Below are 16,727 nucleotides of genomic sequence, written 5' to 3'. Positions count from 1 at the left end.
CATGAATGCAGATAGCGTTAAGACCTACCAACCGCGCAATGTCATCAATTCCACCGATGTCATGGCGTCCATTGCTTCGCGCAGTGAACAGCGCGGTGACAGTGAAGACATTCGCCGCTGGTTGACCAACCACTTTTATCGCTGGGCTATCGGCAGTTTTCCCCTCGTTTCCCCCATTCGAAACGCGCTTGATTATGCCACCTGGTTCGGTGCGCAGACTGACATGCCCGACTGGTTGCCGCCAAAACTGACCGGCGGCGCAACGTTCTACTACCTCGACCCACAACATCCGCAACTGCACGCCACAGAGCGCAATTTAGTGGAGTTTCTCTCCCGTCAAAATGACACCCGGCTGGCGGGTAAATTGCAGCGTATCAACTGTTTTACCGCCCTGGCGATGCGCGAAGCGGAACACAAAAAAATGCAGCGCCGCCGTCAACAAGGCTGGCATCCCGCGACCCAGGAGGTGCTAAAAAAAGTGCTCCGCGTAACTTGCGGGACGCTGGTTGAATTTGACGCCATGCATCCGGCGCTACGCTGCGAAATGGCCTATGAGTCCTGGCACATGCAGCACTGCGTGGGGCAATTTCAGGATAACAACACGCTGGCTGGCGGCTACGGTGACTACTACGCCAGGCAAATTGAACAGGGGGCAATGCGCCTGTTTAGCCTGCGCGACGAAAATAATATTCCTCATGTCACCATGAGCATGCAGGTAAAGCGTGACGGGCTGGAAATCGAGCAGATCAAAGGCAAACAAAACCGTCATCCGGTGAAGAAATACGCCGCCGATGTTCTGCATTTACTGCGCCACATCGCGCCACAACCGACACGCCATGCCGACTGCGAAGGCATGGGAATTGTTTACGAAAAAACGCCAGAACACGAGGGTTGGAAATTCATTACCGATATCCACGATGAAGGTTTTCTGCTCAGTGTGCTGCACAACAACTTCCATTTACTGCGACACGTTCCGGACCCGCCTATCGCGCTACAGTGGCTGCTGCTGCACAGCGCGCCGGGCGAGCTACACCAGCTACAGACGATCGACCCGACGGTCGCCACGGCAGCCGAAATGTTGTACCCGCAACAACTGTGGCATCCCACCCTTGCCGGAAAAAACACCACCTGCGAACCGTTTGAAATTGAAAGCATCACGCTGCAAACCACCCGCTATTTAACCGCTGACGAGAGGAAATGATATTGCATCTACTCCTTTCACTGCTGGTCGCCATCCTGGTGATTATCTGGAAATGCAAAAAAGCGACGCGCAGAAAAACACCCACCGCACAGGAACAAGAACATGCGCGGCTGGCAGAACGACGCCGCGACACCCGTCGTCGCAAATGGGCGCTGGCGCTGGCGGATATTCTTATTTTACGCAACGGTTTGAAAACGAAAGATGTCACGCTGGCGTTGCCCATTGATGAGCATAAACGTCATCACCTGGCGCAGCAGGTGAAAAAAGAACTGGGACTGGCGGAAAATCTTCGCGAAGACACACTACGCCAGCAGGTTGCGGATATTTTGCAACACTGGCCTGCCGGTGTCGGTAAAACGCCACGCGGGTTTTATGATCAGTTAGCCGCCCAGGGACAGGTGCGTGACGCGCTGGCTTTCGACTGCGCACGTACCGCCTTTTTAACGCGTTGCATCGCCGGATTAGGCTGGTGTCGCGACGAGCAGGCATGGCTGGTTTTACTTCTCAACGCCCAGCGTGCTCAGGACTGTTTTCACAGTTGGGAAGATTACGCTACCGCTTACGTTCGCGCACGCCAGACATGGCTGGAGCTACACCACACCCCGACAACAGTGGTGGGGCGCGATCTCCAGGAAGTCATGCAGTATCTGGAAAATCCACTCAGCCACTGGCGAGAATTGCCGTGGAATGACTTTAAAATTTTTGAACTCAATTGAGAGACGAACATATGGAATTGAACGATCGCGTACTCAATGCTACCGCGACAATGTGCTACCAAAAAATGGCGGAAAACAGCGGGCAACGGGAGTGGTTCGTCGCCGATATCGCCAGTTTCCTGCGCCATAAGCGCTATGACGAACTGGACGAACTGTTTAACCATGCGCTGACGGAAAGCTTCACCAGTCGGGAAGCGGAAAAACGCTATTTCCTCGCCTGGACGCAGATGTGTAACCCCCTCTATGATCTGGAACCGCTCGTTGAAGCAGGACCAGAAGGCCTCAAGCTTATCAAAGCCTGGCAAGACGCTCGCCCGCGTTCCACGCACGCCTGGCTTGCCGAAGTGCAGTACTGGAACCATCGCGCATGGTTGTACCGTAGCTACGGCTGGGCGCGCGACACGACGCACGCGATGTGGATTTGCGCCAGCGCCTGCAATGAACAGATGATGATCGCCGCCATCAACGCGATCGACTGCGATCCGCGCCAGTGGATGGCCGCTTCACTCGCCAACACCAACGCGCAGGTATTTGGCTTTCCCGACTGGATGGCGGATTATCTTCAAGGCAACGAGACCGTCGGCATCCCTGGCGCCCCGAAACTTGCCGCTTACCATCAGCACTCGCCGCAGGAAATCGATGCACTGATGGCTTTTTCCGGTTTGTCGCTGGACAACGCCGTTTGCCCTTCCCTGCCGCGACCGTCTGTGCTGCTGACCACGGTGGATGACTTAAGCTTCAACTACTGGCTCACCGTATGTCTGAGGATTTTCCCAACGGCATACTCTGCGCTGGGCGAGTATCTTCCGTTTCGCATGCCGCGCTGGAACGGCACCCATCAAGAGATTAATGAATTTCTGGCGTCCGGAGCCTGTGCTCATCTCTCTGATAGCGAACGCGAACACCTGGAGCTACTGATCTGGTGGGATGAGTATCGCGACCTGAGCGTCAAAGAGATTGAAGAGCTTGAGATCAGAACCAAAACCATCGCGAAAGCGCAAGCCGTTGCCTGCCATGCCCGGAATCAGGAAGATCGCCACAATGCGCTGGGGTGGCTGCTTAACTGCTATGACGATTTAGATGATGAAGCGGCGCTCTGGGCCTGCATTCAACACGCGGTCATGGAGAAAAAGAAGTTAGACAATTACTTCACTTATCAGGCCCTGAAGTTTGCGCTACGTGATTTCCCCAACAGCCACTGGATCTATAATTTTATTTGTCAGAATGCAGAGCACGCTGAAGGTTGGGCAGCGGTAATTTATCGCGGTTATTTCCAGAGTGCGGGACTGTTTGGCTTTGAGAAAAATACCGAACGGGGCAATGCATGGCTGGACCGCGTTTCATCCATACAACACAGTGCGACCTGGAAATGGACCATTCGCTCCTTCGGCTGGCTTGACCGTCCTGAATATTGCGTACCGCTGGCGGAAGTTGGCGCAGAGAGTAATATTCCTGGCGCGCTTCAATGGCTGGCGGATGAATATAATAATCGGGACAATGGCACCCTCGTGCCTTATCAAACCCGCACCGCGCTGAAGCATTATCAACGCGCCGAGCGCATTCTTCTCGATCACATCGCCCAGCGCGACAACACGCCCTGGCGTCTGATCGCCAATGGCGGCTACAGCGAGTACGAAGCGGATTTACGCGATATTTATTTCAGTCTCGCAATTTGTCATCAGCGACTGTGCATGGAAGATGACGATTCCGCCAAGTGGGCAAGCTACGAAAAAAATCTCCTCGATAATCTCTGGCAGGCGCATCAGTTGGGTCACGAACAGGCTAAAGATTTGTTCCTGCTCAACATTTTTGAAGTTTCCGATTTGACGCTGGCACATGCTCATTTAGCGATGCTCGAGGAGGAAGCGAACAAAGGCACGCTTCAGGCGATGGTGACGCTCGCGCGACTGTACGGTAACGAGCAAGATAAGCAGTTATTTAATATAAAGAAAAGCGCTCGCTGGACCCACTTTGCCGACACGCTATATCCCGATAATGAGATTGTCAGAGATTGCCTCTACAAGGTGCATTTCGATACGCGCTGGAAACGCATGCGTTATACCTGGCACACCGTGCGTATCCCGGCTTCGGAATTACCAGGCCAGGTTAACCCAATGGTGTAGCCGTTTACTCGCGCGCCTGCTAGCGCTACAATGCCCGCCCTTAAAGTGGGGGCACTCCCCTAACCGTCCCACCCGTTGGGACGGATCTGACCTGTCATCAGAACGAGAAAACTATGTTTAAACCGGAACTCCTTTCCCCGGCGGGAACGCTGAAAAATATGCGTTACGCTTTCGCTTATGGCGCAGATGCTGTTTATGCGGGACAACCGCGTTATTCACTGCGCGTGCGCAACAATGAATTCAACCACGAAAATTTGCAGCTCGGCATCAATGAAGCCCATGCACTTGGCAAAAAATTCTACGTGGTTGTTAACATCGCCCCGCATAACGCGAAGCTGAAAACCTTTATTCGCGACCTGAAGCCGGTAGTGGAAATGGGTCCGGATGCGCTGATCATGTCCGATCCAGGGCTCATCATGCTGGTTCGTGAACACTTCCCGGAAATGGCCATTCACCTTTCTGTTCAGGCGAACGCCGTCAACTGGGCGACGGTAAAATTCTGGCAGCAGATGGGGCTGACCCGGGTGATCCTTTCACGCGAACTGTCGCTGGAAGAAATTGAAGAGATCCGCAATCAGGTGCCCGAAATGGAGATTGAAATCTTCGTTCATGGCGCGTTATGCATGGCCTACTCTGGCCGCTGCCTGCTTTCCGGTTACATCAACAAGCGCGATCCGAACCAGGGAACCTGCACCAACGCCTGTCGTTGGGAGTACAACGTGCAGGAAGGGAAAGAAGATGCGGTCGGTAATATCGTCCACAAATACGAACCGATCCCTGTCCAGAATGTTGAACCGGCGCTGGGTATTGGCGCGCCTACAGACAAAGTGTTCATGATCGAAGAAGCTCAGCGCCCGGGTGAGTACATGACCGCGTTCGAAGACGAACACGGCACCTACATCATGAACTCGAAGGATCTGCGCGCCATCGCCCACGTTGAACGTCTGACGCAGATGGGCGTACATTCGCTGAAAATCGAGGGTCGTACCAAGTCTTACTACTACTGCGCACGCACCGCGCAGGTGTACCGCAAAGCCATTGATGATGCCGCAGCGGGTCGGCCGTTTGACCCTCAACTGCTGGAAACGCTGGAAGGTCTGGCGCATCGCGGTTACACCGAAGGTTTCCTGCGCCGCCACACCCATGACGATTACCAGAATTACGAGTATGGATTCTCTGTTTCAGAGCGTCAGCAATTTGTCGGTGAGTTTACCGGCGAGCGTAATGGTGAACTGGCAGCGGTAATCGTGAAGAATAAATTCACCGTCGGCGACAGCCTCGAACTGATGACACCGCAAGGCAATGTGAACTTTACCCTTGAGCAGATGGAAAATGCCAAAGGCGAAGCAATGCCTGTTGCACCGGGTGACGGTTACACGGTCTGGATGCCAATCCCGCAGGATATCGACCTTAACTATGCATTGTTAATGCGTAATTTTGCAGGTGAATCCACGCGTAACCCGCATGCTAAGTAATTAATTCATGTTATTTTTTCATGATGGAATGATTTTTAGAAACCGATCACATACCGCTTCGTTTATTGAGGGTATTATCCATCCGCTGAAAAACATAACCCATAAATGCTAGCTGTACCAGGAACCACCTCCTTAGCCTGCGTAATCTCCCTTACGCAGGCGTATTTTTTTCAATATCTCAATGAAATAAAATAATTAATCTCAGGCTATGTCCACATTTTGACCACATTGATGCAAAAAGCCCCGTAAATACGGGGCTTTCTCGTTTGTCACATCCAGTGAATTTGTTGCTGCTCGTCACAACGGAGCTAATCATACACTGTCAGTTCAGCACCAAATCCACCGGGCTATTTTCTTATATTATTCTGCCAGTGTTTGATAATCGCAGACTGTCTAAGATGAGCTCGGTAGTATCTCATTTGATTGCAAAAACATGGAGTAGTGAGGATGGATACTATAGAGCAACTGAATGGAAAATATTTTTTCGACGGTATGAGTGTCAATAAAGATGAGCTCCTGTATTGGTTGATTTTGGATGAATTCCAAAATCAATTCAGTGGCATAACAGATATGCTTGCAGTAGCCTCTCTGCTGATGAGTTTTCCGGTTATCCCTGTACAGGGGAAGATTGGTGGCGCGCCCACTAAAGGAACCAGCCCTTTGTCAATGGGAAGTCGCTCTTTAATCCGTCACCGATTCAAAACAAAACACCGTACGATTATCTGGAAACAAATGTTACAGGGTAGATGGTACTTATGTTAGACGCTGGGTACCGTGGCTGGGTGCTGTGCTGACCACGTGGGATATCACGGTTATAACAAGAAACGTGATACACCGTTATCAGCTAATTGTTGGCAAAGAGAATATTGAGTCATGAGACAGGCAGAGGCAGTAAAACGACTTATCAAAAAGCATTTTTGGGACATGTCGGAAGAAACTTCACTCAGCACTGGCGATGAGCCAGTTTTACCCGAAGATGCCTCTGAATTTTTTGAAGAATACTTTGAAACTCTTAATATTGATTCGTCAGGATTTGATTTTCGAAAGTACTTTCCAAATGAAGGTATAAGATTCCTACCCAATTCAATTCTACCTGATTGCCTGAAAACGGATCATCATCAACCTAAACCATTAACCATCAGAATGCTTATTGATTCTGCTGATGCCGGACGCTGGCTCGATTGTTAAAATCATTCTTTATTAACGGCGGGCAAGCACCCGCCCGACTTATTCCGGTTGTTCCGGTCAGTCGATATCCGGTAAGAAAGTAGTATCCAGCTCATATAAAGTCTGAATATACTCCACCCACGCAATAAGACTGGCCTTGTCATCATCGCTGATGATGCCGAGCTGCAGCTCAGTCTGCGGCCGGTCAACCAGTGCAGACAAAATAGGGTATTAACCTGGCCAATTAATGATTTCTTCCAGTCCAGCAAATAGTGCAGGAAAGTAGCTCTCATCAATCACCAGACTATCGCTAATAACGACACTTTCGGCTGGGTTTTCCGGTCTGAGAGTTATTGTTAACAGAACGCCGTGCCCGAAAGATGACTGCGTGAATACCAGATTTAACTGATTTTCGGTACTATCGAAAACCACCTCTTTAGCTTTACCGCCATTAACTAAATTAGCATGCAAATTTCTGAGTTCTTCTTTCAGGGTATTAAGTTCGCCAACGTTGAAAGATGCCTGGTATTGAGCTTTAAGCTCCGGTAGTTCGTACTCGACATAAGTCTTTATCCAGTCATATTCTGGAGCATCGGGTGTATTTTCCCTGTCGAAAGGTGTAACTCGTAATGTTTTTCTATCGTTGACTATTTCAACCATATCCCACCCCATCACTTGCATAAAAAGTGAGTTATCGTCCAGTCTCTTTCACGAACAACAACCTCAATTTTATATTTTTTAAATATACGTACCTTTTTCTGCTCGATTCTCAACAAGCTTATACAAATCTGATTCGTAACGAAAAAAACCATGAACATTACGCGGATCTGGCATTCTTTTACCGTAACGAATAACCTTCTCCTGTATTTGCAAAGGGACGTAGCGCCCAGCATTGAGCATATGCTTTGCAGACGTTCCAGTCATTTTTAGAGTACGTGCTGATAATCCCATTTTAAGACGACCGCGCAAAATGCTGACGGTAGCCTCGCTGAGTTTCACTGTCAGAGCAGTTTTGACACCACTCTCCAACATTGCTCTACCTGCCCGAAAAAGGCGAAAAGCACCAAACGCAATTAAGGCGAGGTCTGTTGGGTCAATAAGAGGGGCTTCTAACGGTGCTTCTTCCAGTCGGATGAACACACCATCAGCATCATAAATTTGCCATAATCCCGCAGCCTGAACGACGGAATAGCCAATGCACATACCGCTTTCATCATCTACGATGGGTTTTGAATTCAGAGGAGGATTCCGGGGGCGGAATTCAAAATATTCTCCCGGCTGCAATTTTGACTGGAAGGTATAATTGTATCCCGGCTCATCTGACGTTAATCCAACAGTCATTGCTTTAATTCCCTTTTTTGATTTTACCTTCAGGGCATCATAATAGACATTATTGCATTCATCCACTTTACATATCTGTAATTGACGATTTTCAATCTGCGAATGCCTCGCTCGTTGTTCATCATCACTGGCACCGAAAGCCAGTTGCTGCGCCAATCGGTTTCGTACCGCTGGCGTATATGATGGGAGTTTAGGTCATGTATCGGAAAAAGTTGTCGCATTGGCAACGAGTAACAAAAGGGAATATCAGTTTCCTGATGCTGATTGCCCAGCGCTCTAAGAGCTAAAACCCGAATAACCCGCATTGCGCTGCTGATTGCGACTACTGCCAAGCAGACCTTTACGATGAATTGATCCTGCATTTCATCCTGTTCTGAACCTCTCTTTCCCGTTCTGCTCTACACTTTCAGCAGATTAATGAAAAGAGCAGATAACGGATGGAAAAATTCCCCGCCAGCTTACTGATATTGAATGGCAAAAGTGCGGATAACCCACTTCTGCGCGAAGCCATTGCGTTGCTGCGTAACGAAGGCGTGGTGATTCACGTCCGTGTTACCTGGGAAAAAGGCGACGCGCAACGTTTTGTTGAAGAGGCCCGCCAGTTAGGCGTTGAGACTGTTATCGCGGGGGGAGGCGACGGCACGATTAATGAAGTGTCTACCGCGCTTATCCAGTGTCAGACACCAAACGTCCCTGCCCTTGGCATTTTACCGCTGGGCACCGCCAATGATTTCGCCACCAGCGTGGGGATTCCTGACGCGCTGGACAACGCTCTCAAGCTAGCCATCGTCGGTACTGCGGTGGAAATCGATATGGCACAGGTTAATGATAAAACCTGTTTTATTAATATGGCGACCGGCGGATTCGGTACACGGATCACGACCGAAACGCCAGAAAAACTGAAAGCGGCGCTGGGCGGCGTGTCGTACTTTATTCATGGGTTGATGCGAATGGATACCCTCAAACCAGACCGTTGCGAAATCCGTGGCGAAAACTTTCAATGGCAAGGCGACGCACTGGTCATTGGCATTGGAAATGGCCGTCAGGCTGGAGGCGGACAACAGCTCTGCCCGGATGCGCTTATTAATGATGGTCTTTTGCAGCTGCGGATTTTCACGGGCGAAGAACTCCTCCCTGCGTTGTTATCGACACTGAAGCAACCCGAGGAAAACCCGAACATCATCGACGGCGCGTCATCCTGGTTTGATATTCAGGCTCCCCATGAAATCACCTTTAATCTGGATGGCGAACCGCTCAGCGGTCAACAGTTTCACATTGAGATCCTGCCCGCCGCGTTGCGTTGTCGGTTGCCGCCAGACTGTCCTCTACTTCGCTGAAGTCAGGGTAAACATTCCTCTCCCGTAATGAGAGAGGAATGAGTGACATCAGGCGATAGTCACTTTACTGTCCAGATAGACATCCTGTACGGCATTGATCAATTTCACGCCGTCCGCCATCGATTTCTTAAAGGCTTTGCGCCCCAGAATCAGGCCCATGCCGCCTGCACGTTTGTTGATAACCGCAGTACGTACGGCATCACTGAGATCGGTTTCCCCGCCGGCGGCACCGCCAGAGTTAATCAGCCCTGCACGCCCCATGTAGCAGTTCGCCAGTTGGTAACGCACCAAATCGATGGGGTTATCGCTGGTCAGCTTGCTGTAAACACGGTCATCGGTATAGCCGAAGTTAACGGCTTTATAGCCACCGTTATTTTCCGCCATTTTCTGTTTGACGATGTCCGCGCCAATGGTCGCCGCCAGGTGGTTAGCCTGCCCGGTCAGATCGGCAGAGACATGGTAATCTACGCCATCTTTCTTGAAGGCTGAATTGCGCAGATACGCCCAGAGCACGGTCACCATTCCCAGCTCATGCGCACGCTCAAAGGCGGCTGAGATCTCTTCAATCTGGCGGCGCGACTCTGGTGAACCAAAATAGATGGTTGCGCCAACCGCTACCGCGCCCATATTGAATGCCTGCTCGACGCTGGCATACAGCGTTTGATCAAAGGTGTTGGGGTAGCTCAGCGTCTCGTTGTGGTTGAGTTTCACGAGGAACGGTATGCGGTGGGCATAACGTCGTGACACCGACGCCAGAACGCCGTAAGTGGAGGCCACACAGTTACAGCCCGCCTCAATAGCCAGTTCCACAATATTCTTCGGATCAAAATAAAGTGGATTCGCCGCAAAGGACGCCCCGGCAGAGTGTTCTACCCCCTGATCGACAGGTAAAATAGAAAGATACCCGGTCCCTGCCAGACGTCCGGTGTTGTACAGCGTCTGCATGTTACGAAGGACGGCGGGCGGGCGATTATTATCCACCATCACGCGGTCAACGTAGTCCTGTCCGGGCAGATAAAGTTGATCAGAAGGAATGGTCATACAACGATGCTGTAAAAGGCTGTCGGCGTCTTTGCCAAGCAACTGCGCAATATCAGTCATAGCTATGCTCCCGTCATTCCGATTGCGTATCGGAGTGTGTATTTTCCTGACCCGCCTTTTTGCGGGCAGCCATAAGCCTGGTATCAGGTGGGCATTTTTTCCAACTTTAAGGCACTTTTCAGCGCTATCTGCTGGCACGATTCACGTACGAAAAAGTGTTACAACGGTCAAATTTGCAGCCCAAAGGTATTTTAAAGGTATTATTTAATGGTAGTGTTTGAGCGTACCTTACCTGTCATGAAGGATTTAAAGATGAAAACTACAGTGAAGCTGTCGTTCATGATGTTTGTTGAGTGGTTTATCTGGGGCGCCTGGTTCGTCCCTTTATGGTTGTGGCTGAGTAAAAGTGGTTTTACCGCCGGAGAAATCGGCTGGTCTTACGCCTGTACTGCCATCGCCGCCATCCTTTCCCCTATCCTCGTCGGTTCGTTAACTGACCGCTTTTTCTCCGCACAAAAAGTGTTAGCGGTACTGATGTTTGCAGGCGCCGTGTTGATGTATTTCGCCGCGCAGCAGACAACATTTTCCGGTTTCTTCCCGCTGCTGTTGGCCTACTCGCTCACCTATATGCCGACCATCGCGTTAACCAACAGCATTGCGTTTGCCAACGTACCGGACGTTGAAAGCGACTTTCCGCGCATCCGCGTCATGGGGACGATTGGCTGGATTGCCTCCGGCCTGGCCTGCGGATTCTTACCGCAGATGCTGGGTTACAGCGATATCTCGCCGACCAATATTCCGTTGCTTATCACCGCTGCCAGCTCGGCACTGCTGGGCGTCTTTGCCCTCTTCCTGCCGGATACGCCGCCAAAAAGCACCGGCAAGCTGGATATCAAAGTGATGCTGGGTCTGGACGCGCTTATCCTGCTGCGTGATAAAAACTTTCTGGTCTTCTTCTTTTGTTCATTCCTGTTTGCCATGCCGCTGGCGTTTTACTACATCTTCGCCAATGGCTATCTGACGGAAGTGGGGATGCAGAATGCGACCGGCTGGATGACGCTTGGACAGTTCTCTGAAATCTTCTTTATGCTGGCATTGCCTTTCTTTACCAAACGCTTTGGTATTAAAAAGGTTCTATTACTGGGTCTTATCACCGCCGCCATTCGCTATGGATTCTTTATTTACGGCGGCGCAGAGGAATACTTCACTTACGCCCTGCTGTTCCTCGGCATTCTGCTTCATGGGGTGAGTTACGACTTCTACTACGTAACGGCTTACATCTATGTCGACAAAAAAGCGCCCGTTCATATGCGTACGGCAGCTCAGGGTCTGATTACGCTCTGCTGTCAGGGGTTTGGCAGTCTGCTGGGTTATCGACTTGGCGGCATGATGATGGAAAAGATGTATGCGTATAAAGAACCTGTCAACGGCCTCACCTTCAACTGGGCGGGTATGTGGACATTTGGCGCGGTGATGATCGCGGTGATTGCTGTCCTGTTTATGATTTTCTTTCGCGAATCCGATAAGGAAATCACCGCGATTAACGTGGACGACCGCGATATTGCACTGACAAAAGGGGAAGTAAAATGAAAGCTGAACGTATTCTCGGCGCGCTTTACGGGCAAGCATTAGGAGATGCGATGGGAATGCCGTCGGAACTGTGGCCAAGAACGCGCGTGAAAGCACATTTTGGCTGGATTGACCGTTTCCTGGCAGGTCCGGAGGAGAACAACGCCGCCTGTTATTTTGGAAGGGCGGAGTTTACTGACGATACGTCCATGGCGTTGTGTCTGGCGGATGCCTTGCTCGAATGTGACGGGAAAATTAATCCTGAGGTGATCGGACGCAACATTCTGGCGTGGGCGGAACGCTTCGACGCTTTCAACAAAAACGTGCTGGGCCCGACCTCCAAAATTGCCCTTAACGCCATCCGCGACGGTAAACCGGTGGCTGAACTTGAGAACAACGGCGTCACTAACGGTGCTGCGATGCGCGTTTCACCGTTAGGCTGTCTGCTGCCGACGCATTCTCTGGATACCTTTATCGATGAGGTGGCGCTGGCCTCCAGTCCAACGCACAAGTCCGATCTCGCGGTGGCGGGCGCCGTGGTGGTCGCGTGGGCGATTTCCCGGGCGATTGATGGCGAGCCCTGGGAGGGAATTGTCGACTCACTGCCTGCCATTGCCTATCACGCCCAGCAAAAACGCATCACCACCTTTAGCGCTTCGCTCTCGGCCCGCCTGGAACTGGCGCTGAAGATCGTTCGTGAAGCCAACGGCGTTGAATCCGCCAGCGAACAGCTCTATCAGGTCGTCGGGGCGGGGACCAGCACCATTGAATCCGTCCCCTGCGCCATCGCGATGGTGGAGCTGGCGCAGACCGACCCGAATCGTTGCGCGATTCTCTGCGCCAACCTCGGTGGCGATACCGACACCATTGGCGCGATGGCGACCGCCATTTGCGGCGCTATTCACGGTGTTGGGGCTATCTCCCCGAACCTGAAACAAGAACTGGATGCCGTTAATCAGCTGGATTTTGCTCGCTACGCCACCGGGCTGGTGCGTTTGCGTCAACGACGGGAGGTATCATGAATGCTGCGCACCTGCGAGATCTGTTACCGACCCTGACCACCCGCCGCCCTGTCACCGTGGTAGGTGCGGCAGTCATTGACGTGATTGCCGATGCCTGGACTCTGCCCTGGCGCGGCTGCGACATTGAGCTAAAGCAACAAGGCGTGCATGTCGGCGGCTGCGCGCTGAATATCGCCGTGGCCTTAAAACGGCTGGGGATTGAAGCCAGCAATGCCCTGCCGCTGGGCCAGGGTGTATGGGCCGATATTATCCGTAACCGAATGGCAAAAGAGGGGTTGCAGAGCCTGATCGACAATGCCGAAGGCGACAACGGTTGGTGCCTGGCCCTGGTGGAGCCTGATGGCGAACGCACCTTTATGTCGTTCAGCGGCGTAGAAAACCAGTGGAATAGCGACTGGCTGGCGCAGTTATCCATCCCCCGCCAGAGTTTGCTTTATCTTTCCGGCTATCAGCTCGCCTCTCCGTGTGGTGAACGGTTGGTATGCTGGCTGGAAAGTTTAGATGACGTGACACCTTTTATCGATTTCGGTCCACGCATCGGCGATATTCCCGACGCATTAATGTCACGGATTATGGCGCTGCGTCCTCTGGTATCTCTCAATCGCCAGGAGGCGGAAATCGCTGCCGAACGTTTTGAACTCAGTACAGAAATGACCGCCTTTGGCGCAGCCTGGCTGGCACGGTTTTCCGCACCGGTTGTTGTGCGCCACGATAAAGACGGCGCATGGTATTTCAGCGAGCACGCTGCGGACTGCATCCCGGCGTTTCCGGTTGAGGTTGTAGACACTATCGGCGCAGGAGACAGCCATGCCGGAGGTGTGCTGGCCGGACTGTCATCCGGCTGGTCATTGGCGGATGCCGTGCTGCTCGGCAACGCAGTGGCATCCTGGGTGGTTGGGCATCGCGGGGGAGACTGCGCGCCACGGCGCGAAGAACTACTCCTCGCACACAAAAACGTATAGATCGCTTCGACAATAGCTGATGCTGTACTCAATGGGCCGCTGTTGTTGATCAAGCGCCACCTGCTTTATCACCAGCACCGGCACTTTGCTGTCCATCTGAATATGTGACTGAAACTCAGCATCCGGCATGCTGGCGCTAACGCGAGAACGCGTACGCTGGGGAAAAATGTGCTGGCTGCGGAAATAGTCATACAGTGAGACGCCAATGGCATCCACATCATGAATAAGATGCACCGGTACCCATGACTCTTCGATGGAAACCGCGTCTTCATCCACATAGCGAATGCGTTTTAGCAGGAAGACATCACTTCCGCTCGCAATCGCCAGTTGTTGCGCCACATCGTCCGGACAGGTGACGACGCGTTTATTGACCCACAGTGTATCGGGCTTTTTACCGCGCAAAACCACCTGTTGAGAAAAACCACGCGCCTCTTTGAGGGAGTACTCAAAGATATTGTTGATTTGCGTTCCGTACCCGCGCGCACGGGTTACTACCCCTTCTTCTTCCAGTGCTTGCATCGCTTTACGAACCGTAATTCGCGAAACGCCAGTCAACTGGCTAAGATCACGCTCACCAGGCAAAATATTGCCATGTTCAAGAATACCGCTACGCACAGCATTCTTGACCGTTTCTGCAAACTTCATGTACAGCGGCGTATTATCCGCCGCTGAAATTCGTTCGTTCAGTTGCGCAATCAGCCGGGTATGCGATTGTTCCATTTATCTTTTCCAGGCAGACGAGTCTGTCGCCAGTATACTACCTTTACCACCACGCGTGGAAATGATGTACCGGACCAATCCCCTCGCCCACTTCCAGCGTATCTGCCTGAGCCAACGCCGCAGAAAGCCAGGTTTTTGCCTCTTGCACCGTTTCTGCCCAATTTTGATGACGAGGACGAAGCGCGGCCAGCGCCGCCGACAGCGTACAGCCCGTGCCATGCGTGTTTTTGGTGTTTACTCTGGGGGCGGTAAACCGCACCTCGCCTTCACGCGTAAACAGCCAGTCCGGGCTTTGCGCATCGTCCAGATGCCCACCTTTCATGAGCACCGCGCCGCAGCCCATTGCCAGCAGCGCGCGACCTTGTTCCAGCATTTCCCGCTCGCTTCGCGCATGGTCAGCGTTCAGCAGCGCTGCGGCTTCAGGTAAATTTGGCGTAATGATCGATACCTGCGGCAGCAAGCGGGTTCGCAACGTCTCAATGGCGGAAGGCGAAAGCAGCGGATCGCCGCTTTTTGCCAGCATAACGGTATCCAGCACCACATTTTTCACCTGATGGCGCTGTAAACGTTCGGCCACCGCCTCAACAATATCCGTTTCTGCCAGCATACCGATCTTGGTGGTATCAATTCGCACATCGTTGAACACCGAATCAAGCTGCGCCGCGACAAAATCAGGTTCGATTCGATAGACCGACTGAACCCCGCGCGTATTTTGCGCCACCAGTGCGGTAATAACAGAGCAACCATACGCACCGAGCGCCGAGAATGTTTTCAGATCGGCCTGGATTCCCGCTCCGCCGCTGGGATCCGTACCCGCAATCGTTAAGGCATTGATTCGTTTCATGCGTATTCCTCTGTGTGCAGGTTATAAAGAGCATCAAGAAAAGCGGGAGTAAAACTGCCTGGTCCCTGACTGCGTGCGGTTGCCATTTGTCCGGCTTGCTTCATCCAGCTACAGGCGGAAGCAACGTTATCCAGCGTATTCCCCGGTAACGCACAGCAGGCGGCAACCACGGCGGATAAAGCACACCCCGTACCCACGACGCGCGTCATCAATGGTGAACCACCGGTGACACTGACGATACGTTGGCCGTCGGTGACATAATCCACCTCTCCCGTCACCACCACGACACTTCCGTACTGACGCGCCAGGGCACGTGCTGCGGGTATCGCCGAGGCGCCTGTATCGGTCGTGTCCACTCCACGTCCGCCCGCAGACATCCCGGCAAGCGCAAGAATTTCAGACGCATTACCGCGAATGGCAGCAGGTTGCAGCGCCAACAGCGCCAGACAAAAGCGACGACGGAAATCAAGTCCGCCCACGGCGACAGGGTCAAGCGTCCAGGGGGTATTGGCAGTGCGCGCCTGCTCCACTGCCGCACGCATGGCTTCAGCGCGCGCCTGTGTCAGTGTTCCGACATTGATCAGAAGCGCACTGGCAATGGCGGCAAACTGGCCCGCCTCTTCAGGTTCAATCACCATGGCAGGAGAAGCGCCTAACGCCAGCAAGGTGTTTGCCGTGAACGTCTGTACGACATCATTGGTCATACAGTGTGTAAGGGGAGAAAATATACGAAATTGGTGCAAGGTGTGAGCCGCCAGAGCGCGGCTGTGCAGGTCAGGCTGCATGGTTCAGCTCCTGCCCGCGTGAAGAAGATGAGACACGAGCAGTGTCAGACTTCCCTACGCTGGCATTATCCAGATCAGGTAGTACGGGTATTTCTCAGCCTTCACAAAGAAGGGCACCCCGAGTCGTTGAGTAGTACAAATCTCTTTAATATTAATAGAGTAAGGAAAGCAGTTTGCGATTGCAAGTACTCGCTGGCAGGCTGATATCCAGCCCTGCTTCAGGGTCAGCAAGAAAGCATAAACGGTAAATGACGCCAGCACGCATCATGCCCATTTTTACCGTCAATATTTCATCCGGATCACACCCTGTGGCATTCGTTAAAGCGTAACGATGACGTTATTGAGCATACTATCCGTGATTAATGTTATGCATATTTTTTACATATCAATATCACTTACCCTACTTTAAGTCATCTAATGGAAC

General features: G+C 52.1%; 15 protein-coding genes, 2 pseudogenes and 1 riboswitch. Of the genes and pseudogenes, 10 read left to right on the top strand and 7 right to left on the bottom strand.

The genetic code is table 11. The features are described from left to right. Position 1: 1 nt before the first annotated feature. From NNO04_RS12990 to NNO04_RS12965, 6 genes and pseudogenes are all read left to right on the top strand, one after another. Positions 2-1,201: a PcfJ domain-containing protein gene (locus NNO04_RS12990; protein ID WP_271445009.1), complete on the top strand. Its 1,200-nt coding sequence runs from the start codon at positions 2-4 to the stop codon at positions 1,199-1,201. 2 nt (positions 1,202-1,203) lie between these two features. Further along, the gene (locus NNO04_RS12985) at positions 1,204-1,917 is read left to right on the top strand and encodes a DUF1266 domain-containing protein (RefSeq protein WP_442870735.1); all 714 of its coding nucleotides are present in this window, start codon (positions 1,204-1,206) and stop codon (positions 1,915-1,917) included. An 11-nt stretch (positions 1,918-1,928) separates the two neighbouring features. Further along, entirely contained in the window at positions 1,929-4,040 is a 2,112-nt protein-coding gene (locus NNO04_RS12980) for a DUF4034 domain-containing protein (RefSeq protein ID WP_271445008.1), read from the top strand. Positions 4,041-4,153: 113 nt separating this feature from the next. Continuing rightward, a complete protein-coding gene (gene trhP, locus NNO04_RS12975) occupies positions 4,154-5,515 on the top strand; it encodes a prephenate-dependent tRNA uridine(34) hydroxylase TrhP (protein WP_271445007.1) in 1,362 nt (453 codons plus the stop codon). Between the two features lie 447 nt (positions 5,516-5,962). Next, positions 5,963-6,392, top strand: a pseudogene (locus NNO04_RS12970) (STM2901 family protein). Continuing rightward, positions 6,389-6,703, top strand: a complete 315-nt coding sequence (locus NNO04_RS12965; protein WP_271445005.1) for a DUF1493 family protein — start codon at positions 6,389-6,391, stop codon at positions 6,701-6,703. The pseudogene NNO04_RS12970 and the gene NNO04_RS12965 overlap by 4 nt, the downstream one beginning before the upstream one ends. A gap of 57 nt (positions 6,704-6,760) precedes the next feature. On the opposite strand, the pseudogene NNO04_RS12960 reads toward NNO04_RS12965, so the two are convergent. The 3 genes and pseudogenes from NNO04_RS12960 to NNO04_RS12950 form a co-directional block, all read right to left on the bottom strand. Then, positions 6,761-6,880: pseudogene (locus NNO04_RS12960) on the bottom strand (tail fiber assembly protein); the annotation flags it as partial. Positions 6,881-6,913: 33 nt separating this feature from the next. Beyond that, positions 6,914-7,342 (bottom strand): WapI family immunity protein, encoded by a 429-nt coding sequence (locus tag NNO04_RS12955; RefSeq protein ID WP_271445004.1) that lies wholly within the window; start codon positions 7,340-7,342, stop codon positions 6,914-6,916. 78 nt (positions 7,343-7,420) lie between these two features. Further along, positions 7,421-8,179: a hypothetical protein gene (locus tag NNO04_RS12950; protein WP_271445003.1), complete on the bottom strand. Its 759-nt coding sequence runs from the start codon at positions 8,177-8,179 to the stop codon at positions 7,421-7,423. Between the two features lie 281 nt (positions 8,180-8,460). Here NNO04_RS12950 and yegS point away from each other — a divergent pair, with 281 nt between their 5' ends. Next, on the top strand, positions 8,461-9,360 hold the full coding sequence (yegS, locus tag NNO04_RS12945; RefSeq protein ID WP_271445002.1) for a lipid kinase YegS: 900 nt from the start codon (positions 8,461-8,463) through the stop codon (positions 9,358-9,360). A 48-nt stretch (positions 9,361-9,408) separates the two neighbouring features. On the opposite strand, the gene fbaB is transcribed toward yegS, so the two are convergent. Continuing rightward, positions 9,409-10,461, bottom strand: a complete 1,053-nt coding sequence (gene fbaB, locus NNO04_RS12940; RefSeq protein ID WP_271445001.1) for a class I fructose-bisphosphate aldolase — start codon at positions 10,459-10,461, stop codon at positions 9,409-9,411. A gap of 252 nt (positions 10,462-10,713) precedes the next feature. Here fbaB and NNO04_RS12935 point away from each other — a divergent pair, with 252 nt between their 5' ends. The 3 genes from NNO04_RS12935 to NNO04_RS12925 are packed head-to-tail and all read left to right on the top strand — an operon-like array spanning position 10,714 to position 13,954. After that, complete coding sequence (locus NNO04_RS12935) at positions 10,714-11,991, top strand: nucleoside permease (RefSeq protein WP_271445000.1); 1,278 nt, start codon at positions 10,714-10,716, stop codon at positions 11,989-11,991. Further along, on the top strand, positions 11,988-12,992 hold the full coding sequence (locus NNO04_RS12930; protein ID WP_271444999.1) for an ADP-ribosylglycohydrolase family protein: 1,005 nt from the start codon (positions 11,988-11,990) through the stop codon (positions 12,990-12,992). Before NNO04_RS12935 ends, NNO04_RS12930 begins: the two co-directional genes overlap by 4 nt. Further along, entirely contained in the window at positions 12,989-13,954 is a 966-nt protein-coding gene (locus tag NNO04_RS12925) for a PfkB family carbohydrate kinase (RefSeq protein ID WP_271444998.1), read from the top strand. The genes NNO04_RS12930 and NNO04_RS12925 overlap by 4 nt, the downstream gene beginning before the upstream one ends. On the opposite strand, the gene NNO04_RS12920 is transcribed toward NNO04_RS12925, so the two are convergent. From NNO04_RS12920 to thiM, 3 genes are read right to left on the bottom strand one after another with little or no spacing between them, the layout of a single operon-like run. Next, positions 13,928-14,674: a GntR family transcriptional regulator gene (locus tag NNO04_RS12920; RefSeq protein ID WP_271444997.1), complete on the bottom strand. Its 747-nt coding sequence runs from the start codon at positions 14,672-14,674 to the stop codon at positions 13,928-13,930. The genes NNO04_RS12925 and NNO04_RS12920 overlap by 27 nt on opposite strands. Before the next feature lie 43 nt (positions 14,675-14,717). Further along, positions 14,718-15,518 (bottom strand): bifunctional hydroxymethylpyrimidine kinase/phosphomethylpyrimidine kinase, encoded by an 801-nt coding sequence (gene thiD / locus NNO04_RS12915; RefSeq protein WP_271444996.1) that lies wholly within the window; start codon positions 15,516-15,518, stop codon positions 14,718-14,720. After that, on the bottom strand, positions 15,515-16,303 hold the full coding sequence (gene thiM, locus NNO04_RS12910) for a hydroxyethylthiazole kinase (RefSeq protein WP_271444995.1): 789 nt from the start codon (positions 16,301-16,303) through the stop codon (positions 15,515-15,517). The genes thiD and thiM overlap by 4 nt, the downstream gene beginning before the upstream one ends. A 34-nt stretch (positions 16,304-16,337) precedes the next feature. Further along, positions 16,338-16,434, bottom strand: a riboswitch (TPP riboswitch). Positions 16,435-16,727 lie beyond the last annotated feature (293 nt).

It is taken from the genome of Citrobacter sp. Awk 4, assembly GCF_028069725.1.
Classification (GTDB): Bacteria; Pseudomonadota; Gammaproteobacteria; order Enterobacterales; family Enterobacteriaceae; genus Citrobacter_D.
Note: the sequence above shows the minus strand (reverse complement) of the source record. Positions and strands in the feature narration are given on the sequence as shown.

Bases quoted from the DNA above. Each gene is read 5' to 3' on its own strand.
- fbaB (WP_271445001.1), bottom strand. From the start codon at position 10,461: ATGACTGATATTGCGCAGTTGCTTGGCAAAGACGCCGACAGCCTTTTA.
- trhP (WP_271445007.1), top strand. From the start codon at position 4,154: ATGTTTAAACCGGAACTCCTTTCCCCGGCGGGAACGCTGAAAAATATG.
- thiM (WP_271444995.1), bottom strand. From the start codon at position 16,303: ATGCAGCCTGACCTGCACAGCCGCGCTCTGGCGGCTCACACCTTGCAC.
- NNO04_RS12925 (WP_271444998.1), top strand. From the start codon at position 12,989: ATGAATGCTGCGCACCTGCGAGATCTGTTACCGACCCTGACCACCCGC.
- thiD (WP_271444996.1), bottom strand. From the start codon at position 15,518: ATGAAACGAATCAATGCCTTAACGATTGCGGGTACGGATCCCAGCGGC.
- NNO04_RS12980 (WP_271445008.1), top strand. From the start codon at position 1,929: ATGGAATTGAACGATCGCGTACTCAATGCTACCGCGACAATGTGCTAC.
- yegS (WP_271445002.1), top strand. From the start codon at position 8,461: ATGGAAAAATTCCCCGCCAGCTTACTGATATTGAATGGCAAAAGTGCG.
- NNO04_RS12930 (WP_271444999.1), top strand. From the start codon at position 11,988: ATGAAAGCTGAACGTATTCTCGGCGCGCTTTACGGGCAAGCATTAGGA.
- NNO04_RS12990 (WP_271445009.1), top strand. From the start codon at position 2: ATGAATGCAGATAGCGTTAAGACCTACCAACCGCGCAATGTCATCAAT.
- NNO04_RS12935 (WP_271445000.1), top strand. From the start codon at position 10,714: ATGAAAACTACAGTGAAGCTGTCGTTCATGATGTTTGTTGAGTGGTTT.
- NNO04_RS12955 (WP_271445004.1), bottom strand. From the start codon at position 7,342: ATGGTTGAAATAGTCAACGATAGAAAAACATTACGAGTTACACCTTTC.
- NNO04_RS12965 (WP_271445005.1), top strand. From the start codon at position 6,389: ATGAGACAGGCAGAGGCAGTAAAACGACTTATCAAAAAGCATTTTTGG.
- NNO04_RS12920 (WP_271444997.1), bottom strand. From the start codon at position 14,674: ATGGAACAATCGCATACCCGGCTGATTGCGCAACTGAACGAACGAATT.